Here is an 18,274-nt window from a genome sequence, read left to right as displayed (position 1 = left end):
GTAGTTACCGTATAATATCGAAGGTGTATTTTCTATTTTGATATTATGTAACTAGATAATAAAAAGCCGCTTGTAAGCGGCTTTTTTATTTAAAGCGGTAGTTCTCTATTAATTAGCTTGTGATGCGTTACCATTACTGGCAAATGTCGTTGATTTATTTTCTTCAGCAGCTAATTTGTAATGCAATTCTGCTTGAGCCCTGTGCTCAGCTACTTCTTTTTCGTATTCACGAATATTAGCAGTTTCGTGAGATTGGAATTCTTGGCCTCTTCTACCATAATATTGGAAATTCGATTGATAGTCTTCTAAAGCCACTCTGTGCTCTTCAAGCTTCGCTTCGGCTTCTTTCAACAAAGCTTCATGATGTTTAGCAAGTTGCGTATGATTGCTTGTGGTAACTGATTGCTCCGCGCTTGCAGAACCGAAAGGCAAAGCAACAAAAAATAAAGCAGCTATTAATGCGATGACGGTAACAGGTTTTTGCGTTTTCATGATTGTTGCCTCCAAATTAAAATTCTTAACATGGTTCTATAGTAATCACTCCAATGCCAGAGATAAATTGGGGAAACCTTGGTTTTAATCTAAGGAAAACTATTAGATGAGACAGGAATCATGCTTTTAGTCGTCATCCAATCTATCAATATCAAAAAACGTTTAAACTTCTTTTGTAATGCAATTAAACCTAGTCTAATTCGATCAATTATAGAATTCTACGGAATTTTCTCAATACAATACTTTAATTAACTTCATCGAGTGTCATTTCGTCGTGTTGACGATCATATAATTAATTGTATGGCCTTGGTATTGTCTTGATTTACGCAGCTACTTATCCTGTCTCTTTGACAGCGTACTGATCAAAGCATGGCTAATTACTAAATATATAGAAATCTTCAATAGCCTTTCCTGCAAGCAGGAAAGGTTGCCTATGCGCTAGCATAACCTATACGTGGCGATACTATGCAAAACTACTTGAATTCAATGAACTTCATTTTTAGTAGCATACCTCAATTAATACTCCGCAGTTGGTGGGGTATTTTATTTCTCTGCTAGCCGTTTTGGTGCGCAAAGTTTGTTAAAAAGCGTTATTGCTGGGAACATTTTCTCTTGTGTCTTACTTTTAATAGCTTGATCATGAATATGCGTAACTTGCATTTTATTGTCTTGCTTTATTAGCTTAGCAGTATAAGCGTCAAAGCCAATATTTTTGCTAAAATCAATCCAAGCGATGGGAACAGAAAATACGACTCCGTTTGTAATTCGGCTCATCGCTACTGTTAAATCTTTTTCTTGAGTCGATGAGTAATCTTGCGATAAGGATAGATCGGGGTTCTCTAAGGATGTTTCATAAATTGACACGATACTTTCTTGTTGTGTATTAAGCGGTACAACTAAAAAATAATGCTTGTTATGTAACATACTTAAGATAAAGTAATTATTTTCATTGCCTTCGGTTGACTCCCCTCTATTTCTTATCCGGAATAACAACTGCTCATCATTGGAAATATCGGTTGTAACCCTCAGTATATCAAGCTCTGGCGATATTGAATTATCCCGAAAAGAAATGATTGTGCGAGGATCTCGGTTAATTTCCATTGCGTTAATATTTGTTGCTGCGAGTAATAATATTGCTATGATCAAGAGAGATTTCATTTTGAGAATAATGTTCGTTTATCAACAAATAAGCGAGTAATATTATTGGCATCTTTAAGTGCATCAAACATTACTCTTATTTTTCCTTCCGGGTCTATCAAAAATGCTGAGGTACTATGATCAACCTGATAATGATTGAGATTCCCTTCGTTCTTGGTATAAAAAATGGTTTCGACACCAAAAGTGGCTTTGAAAGAATCTAATTTCTCTCCTTCCAATCTTAGGTATCCTACATTGGGACCAAAGCTCTCTGTATATTGAGATAAAACGCTTGCCGTGTCTCTATCCGGATCGATTGTTACAAAAATACCGTCTAAGTTGATTTTCTCTTGTGCCGCAGCTTTTACGATTAAAGCTAAATTGGCTAGCGATAAGGGACAAACATCTTTGCAATGAACAAACCCAAATACGACAAGTTTCCATTGTTGCTTTTCCGCTCCGTGCGCTTTATTTAACAAGGAGATCACGTTATCTTGCAAGGCTATTGGGCGGGTTAGGATAACAGTAGCTGATTGAACATCAAGTTGTATCAATAATCCCCAAGCGGTCATTATCAGTAGCAACAGGATCTTTTGCTTTTGAATCGAGGTTTTCATTTGGCAATCCTTTTGTGGTTTGCTAATTCTGGAGTTCAGGAGACCCGGCTCATGGGAATTTTGCACAAGCCGGATCGAGCTAATACAACGTGAGTTTAACGCAAACCGCCGGACGCATAGATACCATGTGGTTTAACCAAGCCATCTTCCGGGCCCCAAACTTTGACGACAGTATCTGTCGCTGTATCGATTTTTACGACATAACCGGATACCCAACTGGCTACCAACAAGAAGCGATTGTCTGCTGTCGGAGCAATGGTATGAGCTACTGCATATCCAGGAGGAAAGCCTTGATTGGGTCCTAGACGTTTGATAAATCTTGGATGATTGCGATCGGATAAATCAAATACCGAAACATATCCATCCTCAGCAAACGTATTGTCCAATGAGTCTTCTTCCGCGATATATAGCTTTCCATTGACAATAGATATGTCAGAGGGTGAACGAAAAACGCCATGTCCATTAACGTTTTTTGCTTGGGAAACAATTTTCTTCGCTGTGGCTTCCTGTGTATCCAACAACCAAACACTTGGTGGAATAATTTTTCGTGTATTAGAAGGGGTCAGAGAAGTTTTATCAAATTGCATTGTAGCAGTGACAGCATAGCGTTCATCGATCCAATAGGTGAAGTGCGTTAATGCAGCATATTGTTTTTCATCTCCTAACATAATTTGACCAACAGCACGTAATTCTCCTGTTTCGCGATTTGGCTTGTAGATATCAATGATGTTGTTATCGAAAAAATACCCAGTTCCCAAGCCTACACTTCCAGAGCGATTAAAATTTACCCCATGCGTTTGCTCGGTATATCCCGGTATCACAATAGGATCTACACCACTTACTAACTCATTGGTTTTGTGGTTAACCACACGCACTCTATCCGAAGTAAATTCGGTAAAGTATATGTAGTCAGAGTAAGGCAGTATTGTTGGACCGTGAATTTGCGTACCACGACCTACTAACCAATTTGGAATCGGTTGTCTGTTATTGATCGCTTCAACATGCGGCAATTCACTTGGATTGTCCGGAGTATCCGCGGCCATTACTGACTCAACCGTTATGACAGCGCTTTTATTATCCCAATCAATGCTATTAACTCTTAAAGCAATGATATAAGAAGGATGCTCTTTCGTATTGTCAGAGGTTACGTAGAATTTGTTACCCTCTGGCAATACCAGCGTATGTTGCAAAGGAACATTACCTGGCCATCCATTTAAACTGGTTGGGTTGATGATGATCAGCTTATCATTGTCATAGTTGATCAGATACAACATACCATTATAGTAGTCGATGGCCGTTGCTACTGGCTGAAGATAATTGTTATAAACGTTCGGATATTGAGGTGGTGCAATGTTCAATTGATCCGGCACTGCGGCTCTCCCCGTTTCACCAAGAGCAATTCCAGTTGCGAATATTGCTATACCCAATGCTGATAATATAGCAATAATGTTTGTCAAGCTCTTTCTTTTGGTCATGATTAAACTCCCCCATTTAAATTTATCAATGACTTATCTAATAAAAAATTCTGGTATCGATAAGTCAGGTGTCAGTATATCAATATAAATTTCCTAAGGAGGTGATATAAATCACAGATATGTTGTATCTTGAGATTTATATTAGATAGATAAGTTTAATTAATTGATTATTAATTAGTTAATTTTTATTCCATTATCATTTATAGATAAGATATAAGAATTTTTATATTTTAAATTCCTTAGGAAGTGACATAAACCACAGACCGATTTATTTTGTGAATTGATACTAAATAAACCTATTTTTCTAAATTAAAGGGGTGTTATTTATGTGTCAAAGAATTGCTAGAAGCTTAGTTTTTGGCTTGTTATTTTTACTAATACCCATTGATTATGCTGTTGGGACCAAGTTAGTAATCACTGGGCGTTTACAGTCGGAATACCATGCGGTGCATGTCGAAGGATTTTCTAGTCAAACAGCTTTAAATGATCCAACCTTTTTTTCATCCTGGGGGCTTCGTATTTCAGAAAATCTAGGAAACGGACTAAAGGCGATTGGCATGATAGATTGGGGTTTTAGTACCGGAACAGGTAGTCCAACCGGGGCGCGAGAACAGTATGTCGCTTTTTCCAAAGACTCGCTTGGAATTCTAAAGTTTGGGAGAATTCATTCACTTTTCGCTGATTATATTGGCGGTTGGACCATTGATCCACTTGTTTACACTGCTTTACAAGCTGCTGGAAGCGGTGGAGCGATGATTGCCAGCGCAAATGGATTGGGATCTGGAGCTTATACTGCTGTCAACAGCGTTTTACGATTCGATTCAGTGAATTTCAATGGCTTTACGTTTGCTGCCATGCTTATGCCGGGCGATTCCAGTCGCTTAGAAGCAAATCTAGGCGGATTACTTGGGGGAGCTGGCAATAACATTGGAAACACGGGTGGAGCTAATGGCGAATGGGATGTTCAATTAGGCACGAAATATGAGTTTCATTACTTGGATCACAGGTTAGCTATATTCGGCGGATATTCCAGAGACAACGCCAGTTCTCAGCAAAAACACAATCCTTTCGCTCACCTTAGAACCGAAGAAGTAGGTCGAATCGGAGGGGTATGGGCATATAAAAATTACCAACTTCAGGGACAATTTGAAAGGATAAGCAATGCATTAGGTGCGGCAACGTGCTCTAACGCCGCAGCCCTTGGTGATATTGGAGATCCCACTCGGCAATGTAACTCTGCTATGAATCCCGGCGGGGATGGTTACACCTGGTTTACGAGCGGTCAGTATATGTGGGGTAACACTAGCTTCGTTGCACAAGGAGGGATGACCATCGCACATGCGGTTGATGCGCTGCATAAGAAAAATTCTGAAAATTTTACCCTGGGCGCTATCCATAATTTATCTAAAAGAACATCCATTTTTGGTGGTTACCAAAGAGTCAATGTTGACGATCAAAGCAATATCAAGGATCGCGACAGAAACACATGGACTGTTGGTATACGCCATAGATTTTAATGGCATTAATAAGAAATATATTTGCAACTAATTGTTAAAAAATAAAAAAGCAGAGATGGTCATGACAGAACTATCAATTGCTTGGGTCCGGTTGAAAATAAAGTGCCTCTCGGAAAACAGCATCTCGAATTTCTAGAATATTTTTTACAGGAGAAAAATAATGTCCATTAAAATCAGCAAACTAGGAAAAATAAATGCTAAATTTAACACAATGATATCCTTGTCGCGGGAAGAAATCATGCAAGTTCCTGGTGGAGAGTCCTATATTAACAGTAAAGAATGTAATCTTTTAAGGTCCGATAAAAAACATTCAAAACAGGATGCAATCAGTTCAATCACAAAAAATTCTAACAAATAATAGGTGACATCTTGTTGGAATATTTAAGTATTTTTATTGATTTTTGTACGCATCTCATAGGCATGATTTCCTGGACCAGTCGCTGTGCTGACGACAATCTGTATCGACACAGACATAAATTTGCAGGGTATTATTCATAATAATGGAGCCTATTGATTACCACTAAACCGATAAATCATCCTCGAAGGAATCGGCGCTATCTTGAGCGGAGCACACCGTAGATGTAGGAAGCAAACTGGAGGACTCCAGGTCTAAATAGCAAGATTTATCTTCAAGGAGAAAAATGGCTACTCTGTAGAATTGAATAGCCGCGAGCAAGGCATGTATTAATCGTTATTCCCTACGGCGAATCCAAACCGTATCTTATTGATGGGTTTGCAATGCACGATAAAGCCTCCTTGCTTCTTCTTCCTTCAGCGTGTCGTCGATTTCGCGTAGAACGCTTTGAAGGTCGATTGGTTTCTCGATGGGTTCGAAGTGTCCGGTCAAAACACTTTCCGGATGGAGCTGTCCGCTTTGGTAGAGTGACCATATCTCCATGCCATAACGGGTGGCTAGCAACTCAGGTGCAAACTGACCGAAGTAAACTGCCAGGTTCTCGACATCACGCAACAGCATTTTACACGCTTGGTTATTGGCAGATGCATCGATAGCTTGCGGCAAATCGATGATCACAGGCCCGGTGCTGTCGACCAACACATTATATTCAGACAGATCGCCGTGGATAATCCCTACACACAGCATGCGAACTACTTGAGTAATGAGTATGCGATGATATTCACGAGATAGCTCTGCAGTCAGCACAAGCTCGCTGAGTCTCGGAGCTGCGTTGCCATTGCAATCGGTTACCAAATCCATCAGTAATACGCCCTCATGAAAATGATGTGGCTTGGGTACACGCACACCCGCAGCAGCGAGCCGATAAAGGGCGTCTACCTCGGCACTTTGCCAGGATTCTTCCTGTGCTTTGCGTCCGTATCGAGTTCCTTTCTCCATGGCGCGTGCGCGACGGCTATTTTTTACTTTGCGACCTTCGGTGTAATCCGTACTTTGGCGGAAACTGCGTTTGTTAGCCTCTTTGTACACTTTAGCGCAGCGTATCTCTTCGCCGCAACGAACCACATAAACTGAAGCTTCCTTGCCACTCATTAATTGACGGATAACCTCATCGATAAAGCCATCCTGGATCAGCGGTTCAATTCTTTTTGGAGTTTTCATAGGTGTAAATACTAAGTTTATATTTTGATGCTCATTTAAAGGACGCTGACTAATTCACTGCGCGAGCGAATCGCTTTGTTACGCGGTTCGTTCCTTCGTTTATCGTGCTTCATCGCGTTCGTCTGTGCCACCATTATGGTGTTAAAACAGGACTTGGGTGGTGCAATTCGGAATGCTGAATTTTATATTGTATCGATTCGCTGGTTTTTCAATGGCTCGGGTTATTAATCGCCACGATGACGTTCAACTCAGGCAAGCTCAAATAATCGGCTACAATGTGGTACCGTAAAATGTTATCGCGATTAAGCTGATAAGCCATTGTCAATTCGTACATGCCGATTCCTTTCGAATTCTGGTTGCATCATGCCATATTCTATGCGTTACTTTTTTTGATTCATTATGCGTGCGGATTACTGGTCATTCATCGGAACGTTAAAGTTAACTACACGCGTAAAGTTAATCATTTCGCATTCTTTTTTCTTCCTTCGTTACTGTCGTTAATCATTGAATACCCGTATAGCCCATCAACATTTCTCATCGATTTAATCTGCGCATTTGTTTATCTGACATTTTTCATCGAACCTATGCGAAGTAACTTCCGGGTACTCGCCATCATGTTCAGTTCGTTCGATCGGCCGGAAGATCGGCCATTTACCTTGACCTGGTTATACACCCAGTTTATTGCCAGTTACTTGGTGTTGATTCCGTTGCTGATTTATTTCGAAAGCCGTGAGATGCTGCCGCTCGTTATGATCATCATCATTGCCAACGGTATCGGCGATGGGCTTGCAGAACCCGTCGGCATACGATTTGGCAAGAAAAAATATACCACATATGCACTTTTTACCAAGCAAAGATATGTTCGAAGCTATTTAGGCAGCGCATGCGTATTTGTGACAACGGTGATTGCAATACTGGCATTTCAACCATATTTCAGTGCTAATCAGCTATTGGTTGCTCTATTAGTAATGCCGGCCTTGATCACGCTAGCCGAGGCGTTTTCTCCTCATACCTGGGATAGTCCACTCATTTATGCAACCGGAGGCGCTTCACTGATTGGTATTTTTCATTATCTGTGATTGGATGATCGTCGCGTAAAACGATGGCGCATTAAACCGCAGCGTGAATTATTGCAGGTGGTACCGGATAGATAAAACCAACCGTTGGATGGGCTGAGATTCCTAATATCATTCTTAACTTATCGTGCTGATTCTGGTGATATGTGTTAATTCAAGACCGGGCATGTTATCTAGGTGGAGCACTTTCATCCGACGGAGCGTTTTCAATTTTCACCTTATGCGGATTTTAGGCCACTTGCATATTAATCACGAAATGCCGCTTCGATTGCGGCAATGTCGATTTTCCTCATCGTCATCATCGCATCAAACGCTCGTTTGGCGGCAATGCGGTCAGCACTGGTGAATGCTTTCGTCAGGACAACTGGTGTAATCTGCCAAGAAATACCCCATTTGTCCTTGCACCAGCCGCAATCGCTCTCCTGGCCACCGTTGCCGACGATCGCATTCCAATAGCGATCCGTTTCACTTTGATCTTCGGTCGCAACCTGAAACGAGAATGCTTCAGTGTGCTTGAACGCAGGCCCACCATTGAGTCCGAGACATGGGATGCCCATTACGATGAATTCGACAGTCAAGACATCCCCTTCTTTACCCGATGGATAGTTCCCTGGAGCGCGGTGCACCGCGCTGACTGATGAATCGGGAAATGTCTGAGCGTAAAATCGCGCAGCACCCTCGGCGTCATTTTCGTACCAGAGACAGATCGTGTTCTTTGCAATTTTTGCCATGTTATCTCCTTTTTACGTGGGTTAGCTGCACCAATACTCAGACTACCTTAATAAGACTGTCGTCGCCTCAAGCTTAATCGTAAGAAAGTATTGTGTTCATACTCGAAGATTCTATACTTGCGAAGCATACCCATCAACCTCAGTTCTATGCAGTTGATATCAACGCAACGTCCACCATAATCCAGCAGTTCCATTGAAAAACGTTTAAAATATGTACCCCTTTCTTGCAACCATTATCTGTAGGTATCCACTTTGATTACAACCGCCAATATCACCATGCAATTCGGCGTCAAGCCGCTATTTGAAAATGTTTCCGTCAAATTCGGTGGGGGTAACCGCTATGGGTTGATTGGCGCGAACGGTTGCGGCAAGTCGACTTTCATGAAAATTTTGGGCCGCGATCTTGAGCCATCTGCTGGTAATGTTACGGTCGACAGCGGTGAACGGGTGGGCAAGCTGCGCCAGGACCAATTTGCGTTTGAAGAGTGTTTGGTAATCGACACGGTGATGATGGGGCACGAGGAATTGTGGCGTATCAAACAGCAACGCGATGCCATTTATGCCAACCCGGATGCTACCGAAGATGATTATATGCACGCCGCCGAATTAGAATCTCAGTTTGCCGAGTTGGACGGTTATTCAGCAGAAGCGCGCGCCGGAGAGTTGTTACTTGGGGTGGGTATTTCCTCCGATCAGCATCAGGAACCGATGAGCGCGATTGCTCCCGGATTCAAGTTACGCGTGTTGCTGGCACAGGCTTTATTTTCTAATCCGGAAATTCTATTACTGGATGAACCGACCAACAATCTCGATATTAATACCATCCGCTGGTTGGAAGATGTTATCAATGCCAGCAAGAATACCATTATCATTATTTCCCATGACCGACATTTTCTGAACAGCGTATGCACGCATATGGCTGATCTGGATTATGGTGAATTGCGAATCTATCCTGGTAATTACGATGACTACATGACTGCTTCGACCCAAGTGCGCGAGCGCATGCTGGCTAATAATGCCAAGAAGAAAGCACAGATTGCCGATTTGCAATCGTTTGTCAGCCGTTTTTCTGCGAATGCATCGAAGGCTCGGCAGGCAACCAGTCGCGCACGGCAGATCGAGAAAATTAAACTGGAAGATGTCAAACCCTCCAGTCGTCAGTATCCGTTCATTCGCTTTGAAGTGGATGACAGAGATAAGTTACATCGTCTGGCGGTTTCCATTAAAGCAATCGGCAAGGGTTTTTCTGGCTTGGACAAACCGCTATTCAATCATTTAAGCATTGACGTCGAAGCTGGCGAGAAGGTCGCCATCATTGGCCCTAACGGCATCGGAAAAACCACGCTGTTGCGTTGCCTTGCGGGTGACCTAATACCAGATTCCGGCGAGATCAAATGGGCTGAGAAGGCACGTCCCGGTTATTTTCCACAAGATCATGCGGCCGATTTTGAAGAAGATCTGTCATTGACCGAATGGATGGATCAGTGGCGGCAAGGCAGTGATGACGATCAAACGATACGTGGTACGCTGGGGCGATTATTGTTTTCAGGCGATGAGGTAAAAAAATCCACCCGTGTTATTTCCGGTGGAGAGCAAGGCCGTATGCTCTTTGGTAAGTTGATTTTGCAGAAACCGAATGTTTTATTGATGGATGAACCGACCAATCACTTGGATATGGAATCGATAGAATCGCTGAATAGCGCGCTGGAAAAGTTTACCGGCACATTGATTTTTATTTCTCATGACCGAGAATTTGTTTCGTCACTGGCTACGCGAGTGCTTGAAATGACGTCGGAAGGTATTAACGACTTCAAAGGTAATTATGAAGATTATCTTAGATCGCAAGGGATTGAATGATAGGAGAGAAGGGTGGATATACTCTGTTTCTTTCTATGTCTGTCAGTGCTAAATTGATTCAACAAGCATGATTAGGGATGAACAAGATCATTTGATGGCTTTATGAGGCGATAAAATTTCATGAAATAGGATTGAAAATTTATTCCTTATGAGTTGCAATCCTGGATTGCAAGCATAAACCTGCTACACTTTATTCATTCTAAAGTCATATCAGCAAAACAAACAAATGAAAGATGAGACAATCGCAATTCACGCGGGCTATAACACCGACCCAACAACTAAATCGGTGGCAGTCCCTATTTACCAGACCGTTGCCTATGAATTCGATAATGCACAGCATGGTGCAGACCTATTTAATCTCGCCGTACCGGGCAATATCTATACGCGCATTATGAATCCGACCAACGGTGTGCTGGAGCAGAGGGTTGCCGCACTGGAAGGGGGCGTGGCAGCTTTGGTACTCAGTTCTGGCCAAGCGGCTATTCACTATTCAATCATCAATATCGCTGAGATGGGCAATAACATTGTTTGCGTGCCACTGCTTTATGGTGGGACGTATACGCTATTTGCGCACATGCTGCCTAAGTTGGGTATCGAGGTGCGTTTTGCCAAAGACGATGATCCCGCGAGTCTCGAACCGTTGATCGATAATAAAACAGCGGCGGTATTTTGTGAATCGCTGGGTAATCCGGCAGGAAACATTCCGGATATGGAAGCTATTTGCACGATGGCACATCGATACGGTGTTCCAGTGATTGTCGATAACACGGTACCCACGCCGGTTTTGATGAAACCTTTCGAATTTGGTGCAGATATTGTCGTGCATTCGTTAACCAAGTATATGGGTGGGCATGGAACATCCGTGGGTGGCATCATCGTGGATTCCGGTAAATTTCTCTGGGAGGATCATGCGGACCGTTTTCCGATGCTCAATAATCCAGAACCGGCGTACCATGGTGTCGTTTATACACAGGAATTCGGTCCGGCGGCTTATATTGGGCGTGTGCGTACCGTCGCATTACGAAATACCGGTTCGGTTTTATCACCAATGAATGCTTTTTTGCTTTTGCAAGGTATAGAGACCTTGTCGTTGCGTATGGAACGGCATACCGCGAATGCGCTCAAGGTTGCGCAATACCTTGAACGGCACTCTGGTGTCGCATGGGTTAAATATGCCGGTTTACCATCATCCGAATACTACTCGCTCGCACAGAAATATATGAAAGGCCGCCCGTCGGCATTAATCACTTTTGGCATTAAAGGGGGATTTGATGCCGGTGTGAAATTCTATGATGCACTAAAATTATTTAAACGACTGGTCAATATCGGAGATGCTAAATCTTTGGCTGCGCATCCAGCATCCACAACTCACCGTCAATTGACCGATGTAGAGCTTATCAGCGCGGGAGTCACGCACGATATGATTCGGCTTTGCGTCGGTATCGAAAATATTGACGATATTTTGGCGGATTTGGAGCAATCTTTAGGTGTTTGTCGGAGCTAGATTATCTTCGGTAGATGAAGGTTTGCTCATTGAGTTGCGTGCTTGGTTTGCCACCAGCCTCGGACTATTCTCAAACTTACTGATGATGTCAGTCACGAATCTCTCAGAGAAACCGGCAACAAATGATCAGAATATCATTTTTGCATAATCTACCGGTTTCCCATGCACGGCGAAGATTTCTGAGAATCTTTTCTGGACTCGGGCGATAGATTTCTGACAAAGTAATTGATAATTGCTTGAGGCATTTGCCTAATGCTACCAACTCCACCATCTACTGGCGAAACTCAGGTGATGTAAGCAGACTTGTAGTTTTGCGCCATCTAATTCCTGGTCATACTTGGTCATTCTCGAAGTTCCTTCAATTTAAATTAAAAGACCCCGCTAAAATGTGGACACATTAGTTACAGTTGCTTCTTGTAAATTGAAAATGATATGCTGAAGCTGGAATGTTATTGTTATACAGATGGGGCGTATATTATGGCAAGTAATAAACCAATAATTATTGGTGTTACGGGTGCAACAGGTATTGTTTATGCGGCGCGCACATTGGAAATTTTACGGTCGCTGAAGGTCGAGACGCATTTGGTTGTATCACGCTCTGCCGAATTGATGCGCGCCTATGAGAGTAATATTTCGCGCGAACAATTTGAATCCCTCGCAGATCACGTTCACTCCATCAATGACGTTGCAGCTGTGATTTCGTCAGGATCGTTCAAGACGATGGGTATGATCATCGTGCCCTGTTCCATGCGCAGTCTTGCTGAAATCGCTTCAGGCGTAACTTCGACTTTGCTAACACGCGCCGCCGATGTCGTACTCAAGGAGCGCAGGCGTCTCGTATTGCTCGTGCGCGAATCTCCGCTCAGTACGATTCATTTGCGCAATATGCAAACTGTGACGGAAGCGGGCGGCATTATTTTTCCGCCGGTTCCTGCTTTTTACACCGCGCCATCTTCGGTCGACGAGATCGTCGATCACAGCATTGGCCGTGTGCTTGATCTCTTCGATCTTCATACCGATGTTTTTCCACGCTGGACTGAGGAATTTCGCCGCAAGCGTCTGGGCAAGGATCCGCATAACGCCGCACACGGAATTTCGTAAGCTTTTTATAATCGACTTGTGTGGAGAAAAACGCTATGACAGCCATTCATGATCTTAGTGAGGTGTGCTGTCAAAAATGGAGTCCATGTGTTTAAGCAGCGAGTAGATTTGCATAGTATCGCTGCGAAAATTGCACAGGCGATAAATAGCCCAATTTTTCTTGCTTGCGCTGTCGGTTATAGAATATTTCGATATATTCGGTAATCTCAGTGATGGCTTGTTGGCGTGTTTTGAATCTCCGGTGATGCACCAGTTCGGTTTTGAGTATCCCTCAGAAGCTTCCTCCCATCGGGGCATTGTCATCGCAGTCTCCATTGCGGCTTATGGAGGCGGTTATGCCAAATTGTTGCAATAGCTTCTGGTAATCGTGCGCACAGTATTGGCTACCTTGATCTAAATGTTTACTTGCAGCTGCACGAAATTATGCTTGCATAACCAGGCTCTTTGTCATTCTCTCATTCATCGCATAGCCCACTAACTCGCCATTAAATAGATCTTTTATTCCAGCCAGATACAACCAACCTTCATCGGTAGGAATGTAAGTCATGTCACTGACCCATACTTTACCGGGCGCTCTAACAGTAAATTCCCGTTCTAAAATATTGGGGACAATTGGCAGATTATGCTTAGAATTAGTCGTCACCTTGAATTCAAGCACCCGGCACATGAGCGTAACCGGATAGCTTTGTCGCAGCGATTCGATCAGATCGTATCTCACCGCGACCCCTTGGCGAAATACGTCGCACACTTTTTTATAACATCACGTTCCAGCTTCACTTCCGCTAATTCCCGTTTCACTCTGGATAGCTCTAGTTCAACTTCAGTCAGCGCCTTCTGACGCTTGCCTACCGCAGCGAGTTCTCCCCGTCAGCATAAACCCAGTTCTTTAGCGTCCCCATTGGGTAATGACAGTCGCTTTACCGCTTCAGCCAACGTCAATCCACTTGCTTTGAAAAACTTTACTGATTCCTTACGAAACTCCTAACTATACTGTGTACGCGGTAATTCCATTCTTATCCTCCATTTCATCCCCTCATTTTATGAAACTTCGGACTCCATGAATATCAGCATACATCAAAAGCTCAAAAACATAGTTATGCAGAGGTCTTTCAAATGAGTTCTATTTGATAATGGTATCCTTGATCAATATCAAAGTTGCGTGGATCACTACTATCGGAAATTTAACCGCATAGCGAGAAGCTTGATGGTTTGCCTTGAGTTATAGAAAAATGATCATCATTATCCAAACTTATGTTACCTATTGACGAGAAAGGCATTCATTAATCCGGAATGAATTTTAATACATTACCATTGATGCAATAACGTTTGTTACTGGGAGGAGGGCCATCGTTGAAAACGTGTCCAAGATGAATACCGGAGCTGGCGCTACGGACTTCTATTCGTTTCATACCATGCGAATTGTCGTCATGGAGTGTAACAGATCCTTCCACTGGATCAAAGAAACTGGGCCAACCGGTCTTACTATCGAATTTGGTTTGACTAAGAAAAAGTGTGGCGCCAGTAATCGGATCGACAAACTTACCTGGGCGTTTTTCATCTAAATTGGTTGCCGTAAATGGCGGCTCGGTGCTTTGCTCAAAAGCAACTTTCTGCTGTTCGGGTGAGAGCAATTGAAATCCCAACCATTTCCAAAAATTGGATTTTTCTCCGTTATACCCTGTATAACGGGCTAGTTCTTTACCGTTCCTGAATAGTACGATGGTAGGAGCTGCAAATAATGGTTTTTCCAATATCCACCCGACAGGGGGGGTAGTGCTTTTTGTTGCAGTAATAGGTAGTTCTGATTTCCAGTTACTAGAAATATCTTTCTCAAATTGTTTGCAAAACTCACAATTTTCAGTTTCGAAAACAACCAGTTGTTGTGTGAAGTCTAAATCTTTACCCACTAACGGATTGATATGATCGGTTGTGGTAATTTTATTTAAGGGTGCGTTTTGTGAGGATTTTCGCTCTGATATTGGGTATTTTATGCCAGTACCACCAAGACCGCAGTATCCATTGGGATTTTTCTGAATGTAATCCTGATGGTATTCTTCAGCAGTAATATAATTTTTCAATGGTAGGATTTCAGTTGTAATTGTACCGTGTCCTGCGATATTCATTGCTTGCTGATAGGTTTCTCGGGATGCTAGCGCTAAGTCTTTTTGAGTTTCGTCATGGTAATAAATAGCGCTTCGGTAGTTACTACCCACATCATTACCTTGGCGATCACCTTGTGTCGGATTATGGTTTTCCCAGAATTTTGCTAAAACAGTTTCCAGTGTTATTTCTGTTGGGTCAAAAGTTACCTTGACGACCTCGGCATGGTTGCGGCCATTGACTTTCCCAAAGCGAAGCGCTTTCTCGTAATCTAATATTTGTTGATAATTGGCGTCAGGAATATCGCCACCGGCATAGCCGCTTTCTACATTAAGGACGCCAGATATTTCGCTCATGCGTTTCTCGGCTCCCCAAAAACAACCCATTCCCAAAACAATATATTCTGTTTTTGAGTTAATTGTTTGATTTGATTTTAAAGTTTTTATCTCTGATATAGCCATAATAGGTAACATCATAGTTGCTAGACTTATGATGCTTGTGATAATTGTTTTCATCGCGTGCCTTTCCTGATGTTATTTTCTTTCGACACTTCAGATATAGCTGCGTTCGATGTTAAAAGCCTCTTCCATAATTATGGAAGAGGCTTTTAATTAAAAGTTTTTTAAAGCAGATATTGTTTAGGTGAGTGTCAATTTAATTCGACCAATATTTGGATTTGCTTGCTGCGAACAGAAACATCCACATTACCAGAACGAATGGGAACGTTAGTGTAGGTAATCCGATGGGGGTTAAGAAGCTACCCAAGGCTCCTTGGCAAATGACTGTTAGAATTCCTGCAAGCAATGCAAGTAATGCAGTTCCAGTAGTTGGTTTAAGAAAAACCCAGCCAACTGCCATCATTGTAAGGACTGGATTGAAGCCATACAATCCCATTTTAATAACACCTGCATCTGCACCGAGCAGTATTGGAAATACTACACCAACGATAGCACCAAAGAATGCCATGACTGCGCCGCGCATTGAGGTAATTGCAATACCGATCAAGAACAATATACCAACGATGATACTATCAGCAAACATGACTTCTGCAACACCTTTGGTAATAGCTGTGTACCAGTCTTGTATTACTTCGCTGGTGAATGAGCCAAACCAAGCGCCAATGGAGCTTGCAGACTCTACTGCAGCGGCGGCAGTATCCGCTATTTCAGTTGGTGTGGTTGCTGCAGGTAGTGCCGGAGCACGTGAAAAGCTATCAAAAGCGAATACGGCAACCATAAACATCCAACAGGTTAAAACAAACGGCGATGTAGATGCAGGGATATTATAAGGTTGTAGAATTCTCATCAAGGCAGCTAAAACCACAGTCGATAATATAGAGGCAAGTACAACGTACAGCCAGAGCTGTGGTGTATTTTCAAGAAACAAGAATAAACAAGGACCGACCAGAGTTCCATTGAAACCGTATAACCCCGCATCGATATCATCTTCTGAAAAACCTAGCACATAAGCAGCGACAGTACTGGAAATTACACCTACGGTTGCAGCCAGACCCGCAGTGATGCCACCTACATACAAAGCAATTAAAAATATCAAGCCGGTTACAGCATTGCAACAAAAGAATACTTGTCCAACACCTCTTAAGATGACACGTAGAGGCCTGGGTAATGCTTTGTCAATCGATAAAGACCAATCCATTGTGATTACTCCTAAAATTTTTAAGAAAAGATAATTAAAATTACAGTTATACAAATAGAATTTTTGAATGGTGCCTGGTTTCTGGTTTGATTAAATAACAAGCTCCTTATGCGCGATGTTTTATTTCATCTAATAAGCCTTGCTTAACAATGAAGTTTACAATTTGATCGACACCTTCTCCTGTGTGTAAGTTGGTAAATACAAAAGGTCGATCACCCCGCATTTTCTTGGCATCACGTTCCATGACTTCTAAACTGGCTCCGACATAAGGTGCTAAATCTATTTTATTAATAACGAGCAGTGCCGATTTTGTGATGCCCGGTCCACCTTTGCGGGGTATTTTTTCTCCCGCAGAAACATCGATCACATAAATTGTTAAATCCGAAAGCTCGGGGCTAAATGTTGATGCAAGGTTGTCGCCACCCGATTCAACCAAAATTAAATCTAGATTGGGAAAATCGGCTGTCATGCGTGCGATAGCTTCCAGATTAATTGAAGCATCTTCGCGAATCGCTGTGTGTGGGCATCCGCCAGTTTCAACTCCCATCAAGCGTTCTGGAGGAAGAGCGTTGGCACGTAACAAGATTTCCATATCTTCTTTCGTGTAAATATCATTTGTAATGACAGCCATTTCATAGCGATCACGCATTTTCTTGCTGAGTGCTTCACATAGCGCAGTTTTCCCGGACCCAACGGGTCCTCCAATACCTACGCGAAGTGGATTTGATTGATTATTCATAATATTAGTATAGTGAGGTTATGAGCGGTAGACTCTACTGTATTGCATCTCATGCTGCATCGATAATAGCGATAACCCAGGTGCCCAGTTCGATAATTCATCGTCTTCGAGTTGTTGCGCATGCTGAGCGATCGATTCAATGATTGGGTGTAGTGAAAATAATAGGTTCTGGCCCGATACTTGTCCCAATGGAACTGATTTGACACAAACGAGTACTTGATTTTCTACCAATGAAAATAACATTCCCAGTAATGCAGCTTCATGCGGCACGCCTAACGCTTCTGTGGCGTATGCGAAGGCGGTTGGTAAGGGAATTTCTGATTGATGTAATAAAATTGATTGAAGAGATTTATCCGCAATCTTTAAATCGGTAATAAGCTTGCTTAAGGAATACCCCATCTGAATTGTTTCAGCACGGAATTCCGAGGTATCTCGTGCCGCAATAAAACATTCTGTCCAATAGATAATTGCTTCAGAATCGCGGCGAGAAAAAGCCTGCATGAGTCGCCAAGCTATCGGAGCCTCAAAATCTCCAATGATATTAAGTGATTCGGTAATCCATTCGCGTGCAGATTGTTCATGATGCACAAATCCTTTTTCGATAGCTGACTCCAGTCCTTGTGAATAGGTATAAGCACCGATAGGTAGGGAAGGGCTTGCGAGCTGCAATAATCGAAGTAAAAGAGTCGATTGCAT

Annotated in this window: 17 protein-coding genes and 1 pseudogene; 6 read left to right on the top strand and 12 right to left on the bottom strand. The window is 42.5% G+C overall.

The window, feature by feature from the left end; translation table 11 throughout:
- Positions 1–108: 108 nt before the first annotated feature.
- The 4 genes from W03_RS06705 to W03_RS06690 form a co-directional block, all read right to left on the bottom strand.
- Positions 109–492 (bottom strand): hypothetical protein, encoded by a 384-nt coding sequence (locus W03_RS06705; protein ID WP_244070630.1) that lies wholly within the window; start codon positions 490–492, stop codon positions 109–111.
- A 543-nt stretch (positions 493–1,035) separates the two neighbouring features.
- On the bottom strand, positions 1,036–1,650 hold the full coding sequence (locus W03_RS06700; RefSeq protein ID WP_244072239.1) for a DUF1292 domain-containing protein: 615 nt from the start codon (positions 1,648–1,650) through the stop codon (positions 1,036–1,038).
- Positions 1,647–2,246: an SCO family protein gene (locus tag W03_RS06695; RefSeq protein WP_244072238.1), complete on the bottom strand. Its 600-nt coding sequence runs from the start codon at positions 2,244–2,246 to the stop codon at positions 1,647–1,649. The genes W03_RS06700 and W03_RS06695 overlap by 4 nt, the downstream gene beginning before the upstream one ends.
- Positions 2,247–2,341: 95 nt before the next feature.
- Positions 2,342–3,721, bottom strand: a complete 1,380-nt coding sequence (locus tag W03_RS06690; RefSeq protein WP_244072237.1) for a YncE family protein — start codon at positions 3,719–3,721, stop codon at positions 2,342–2,344.
- A gap of 326 nt (positions 3,722–4,047) precedes the next feature.
- Here W03_RS06690 and W03_RS06685 point away from each other — a divergent pair, with 326 nt between their 5' ends.
- Both W03_RS06685 and W03_RS06680 read left to right on the top strand, forming a co-directional pair.
- The gene (locus W03_RS06685; RefSeq protein WP_244072236.1) at positions 4,048–5,238 is read left to right on the top strand and encodes a porin; all 1,191 of its coding nucleotides are present in this window, start codon (positions 4,048–4,050) and stop codon (positions 5,236–5,238) included.
- Between the two features lie 160 nt (positions 5,239–5,398).
- Entirely contained in the window at positions 5,399–5,596 is a 198-nt protein-coding gene (locus W03_RS06680) for a hypothetical protein (protein ID WP_244072235.1), read from the top strand.
- Positions 5,597–5,959: 363 nt separating this feature from the next.
- On the opposite strand, the gene W03_RS06675 is transcribed toward W03_RS06680, so the two are convergent.
- Positions 5,960–6,814: a PA4780 family RIO1-like protein kinase gene (locus W03_RS06675; protein ID WP_244072234.1), complete on the bottom strand. Its 855-nt coding sequence runs from the start codon at positions 6,812–6,814 to the stop codon at positions 5,960–5,962.
- A 208-nt stretch (positions 6,815–7,022) separates the two neighbouring features.
- A complete protein-coding gene (locus tag W03_RS13375) occupies positions 7,023–7,148 on the bottom strand; it encodes a hypothetical protein (protein WP_279600016.1) in 126 nt (41 codons plus the stop codon).
- Here W03_RS13375 and W03_RS06670 point away from each other — a divergent pair.
- Positions 7,147–7,893 (top strand): hypothetical protein, encoded by a 747-nt coding sequence (locus tag W03_RS06670; RefSeq protein WP_244072233.1) that lies wholly within the window; start codon positions 7,147–7,149, stop codon positions 7,891–7,893. The genes W03_RS13375 and W03_RS06670 overlap by 2 nt on opposite strands.
- 242 nt (positions 7,894–8,135) lie before the next feature.
- On the opposite strand, the gene W03_RS06665 is transcribed toward W03_RS06670, so the two are convergent.
- On the bottom strand, positions 8,136–8,621 hold the full coding sequence (locus W03_RS06665; RefSeq protein WP_244072232.1) for a VOC family protein: 486 nt from the start codon (positions 8,619–8,621) through the stop codon (positions 8,136–8,138).
- Between the two features lie 252 nt (positions 8,622–8,873).
- Between W03_RS06665 and W03_RS06660 the strand changes: the two genes are divergently transcribed.
- The 3 genes from W03_RS06660 to W03_RS06650 all read left to right on the top strand — a co-directional run bounded on the left by W03_RS06660 (position 8,874) and on the right by W03_RS06650 (position 13,083).
- Positions 8,874–10,478, top strand: coding sequence for an ABC-F family ATPase (locus W03_RS06660; protein WP_244072231.1), 1,605 nt, complete (start codon positions 8,874–8,876; stop codon positions 10,476–10,478).
- 226 nt (positions 10,479–10,704) lie between these two features.
- Positions 10,705–11,982, top strand: coding sequence for an O-acetylhomoserine aminocarboxypropyltransferase/cysteine synthase family protein (locus W03_RS06655; RefSeq protein WP_244072230.1), 1,278 nt, complete (start codon positions 10,705–10,707; stop codon positions 11,980–11,982).
- 477 nt (positions 11,983–12,459) lie between these two features.
- Positions 12,460–13,083, top strand: a complete 624-nt coding sequence (locus tag W03_RS06650) for a UbiX family flavin prenyltransferase (protein WP_244072229.1) — start codon at positions 12,460–12,462, stop codon at positions 13,081–13,083.
- A 91-nt stretch (positions 13,084–13,174) separates the two neighbouring features.
- Here the strand turns inward: W03_RS06650 and W03_RS06645 are convergent.
- The 5 genes and pseudogenes from W03_RS06645 to W03_RS06625 all read right to left on the bottom strand — a co-directional run.
- Positions 13,175–14,064: pseudogene (locus W03_RS06645) on the bottom strand (IS3 family transposase); the annotation flags it as partial.
- A 299-nt stretch (positions 14,065–14,363) separates the two neighbouring features.
- Positions 14,364–15,539 (bottom strand): peptide-methionine (R)-S-oxide reductase MsrB, encoded by a 1,176-nt coding sequence (gene msrB, locus W03_RS06640; RefSeq protein WP_244072228.1) that lies wholly within the window; start codon positions 15,537–15,539, stop codon positions 14,364–14,366.
- A gap of 298 nt (positions 15,540–15,837) precedes the next feature.
- The gene (yut, locus tag W03_RS06635; protein ID WP_244072227.1) at positions 15,838–16,839 is read right to left on the bottom strand and encodes an urea transporter; all 1,002 of its coding nucleotides are present in this window, start codon (positions 16,837–16,839) and stop codon (positions 15,838–15,840) included.
- A 106-nt stretch (positions 16,840–16,945) separates the two neighbouring features.
- Positions 16,946–17,578: an urease accessory protein UreG gene (ureG, locus tag W03_RS06630; protein ID WP_244072226.1), complete on the bottom strand. Its 633-nt coding sequence runs from the start codon at positions 17,576–17,578 to the stop codon at positions 16,946–16,948.
- A gap of 18 nt (positions 17,579–17,596) precedes the next feature.
- Positions 17,597–18,274 carry an urease accessory protein UreF gene (locus tag W03_RS06625; RefSeq protein ID WP_244072225.1) on the bottom strand — a complete coding sequence of 226 codons (678 nt, stop codon included), beginning with the start codon at positions 18,272–18,274 and terminating at the stop codon, positions 17,597–17,599.

The sequence above is a fragment of the Nitrosomonas sp. PY1 genome (assembly GCF_022836435.1).
GTDB lineage: Bacteria > Pseudomonadota > Gammaproteobacteria > Burkholderiales > Nitrosomonadaceae > Nitrosomonas.
The sequence above is the reverse complement of the archived record's forward strand: the minus strand, read 5'-3'. Positions and strand labels throughout refer to the sequence as shown.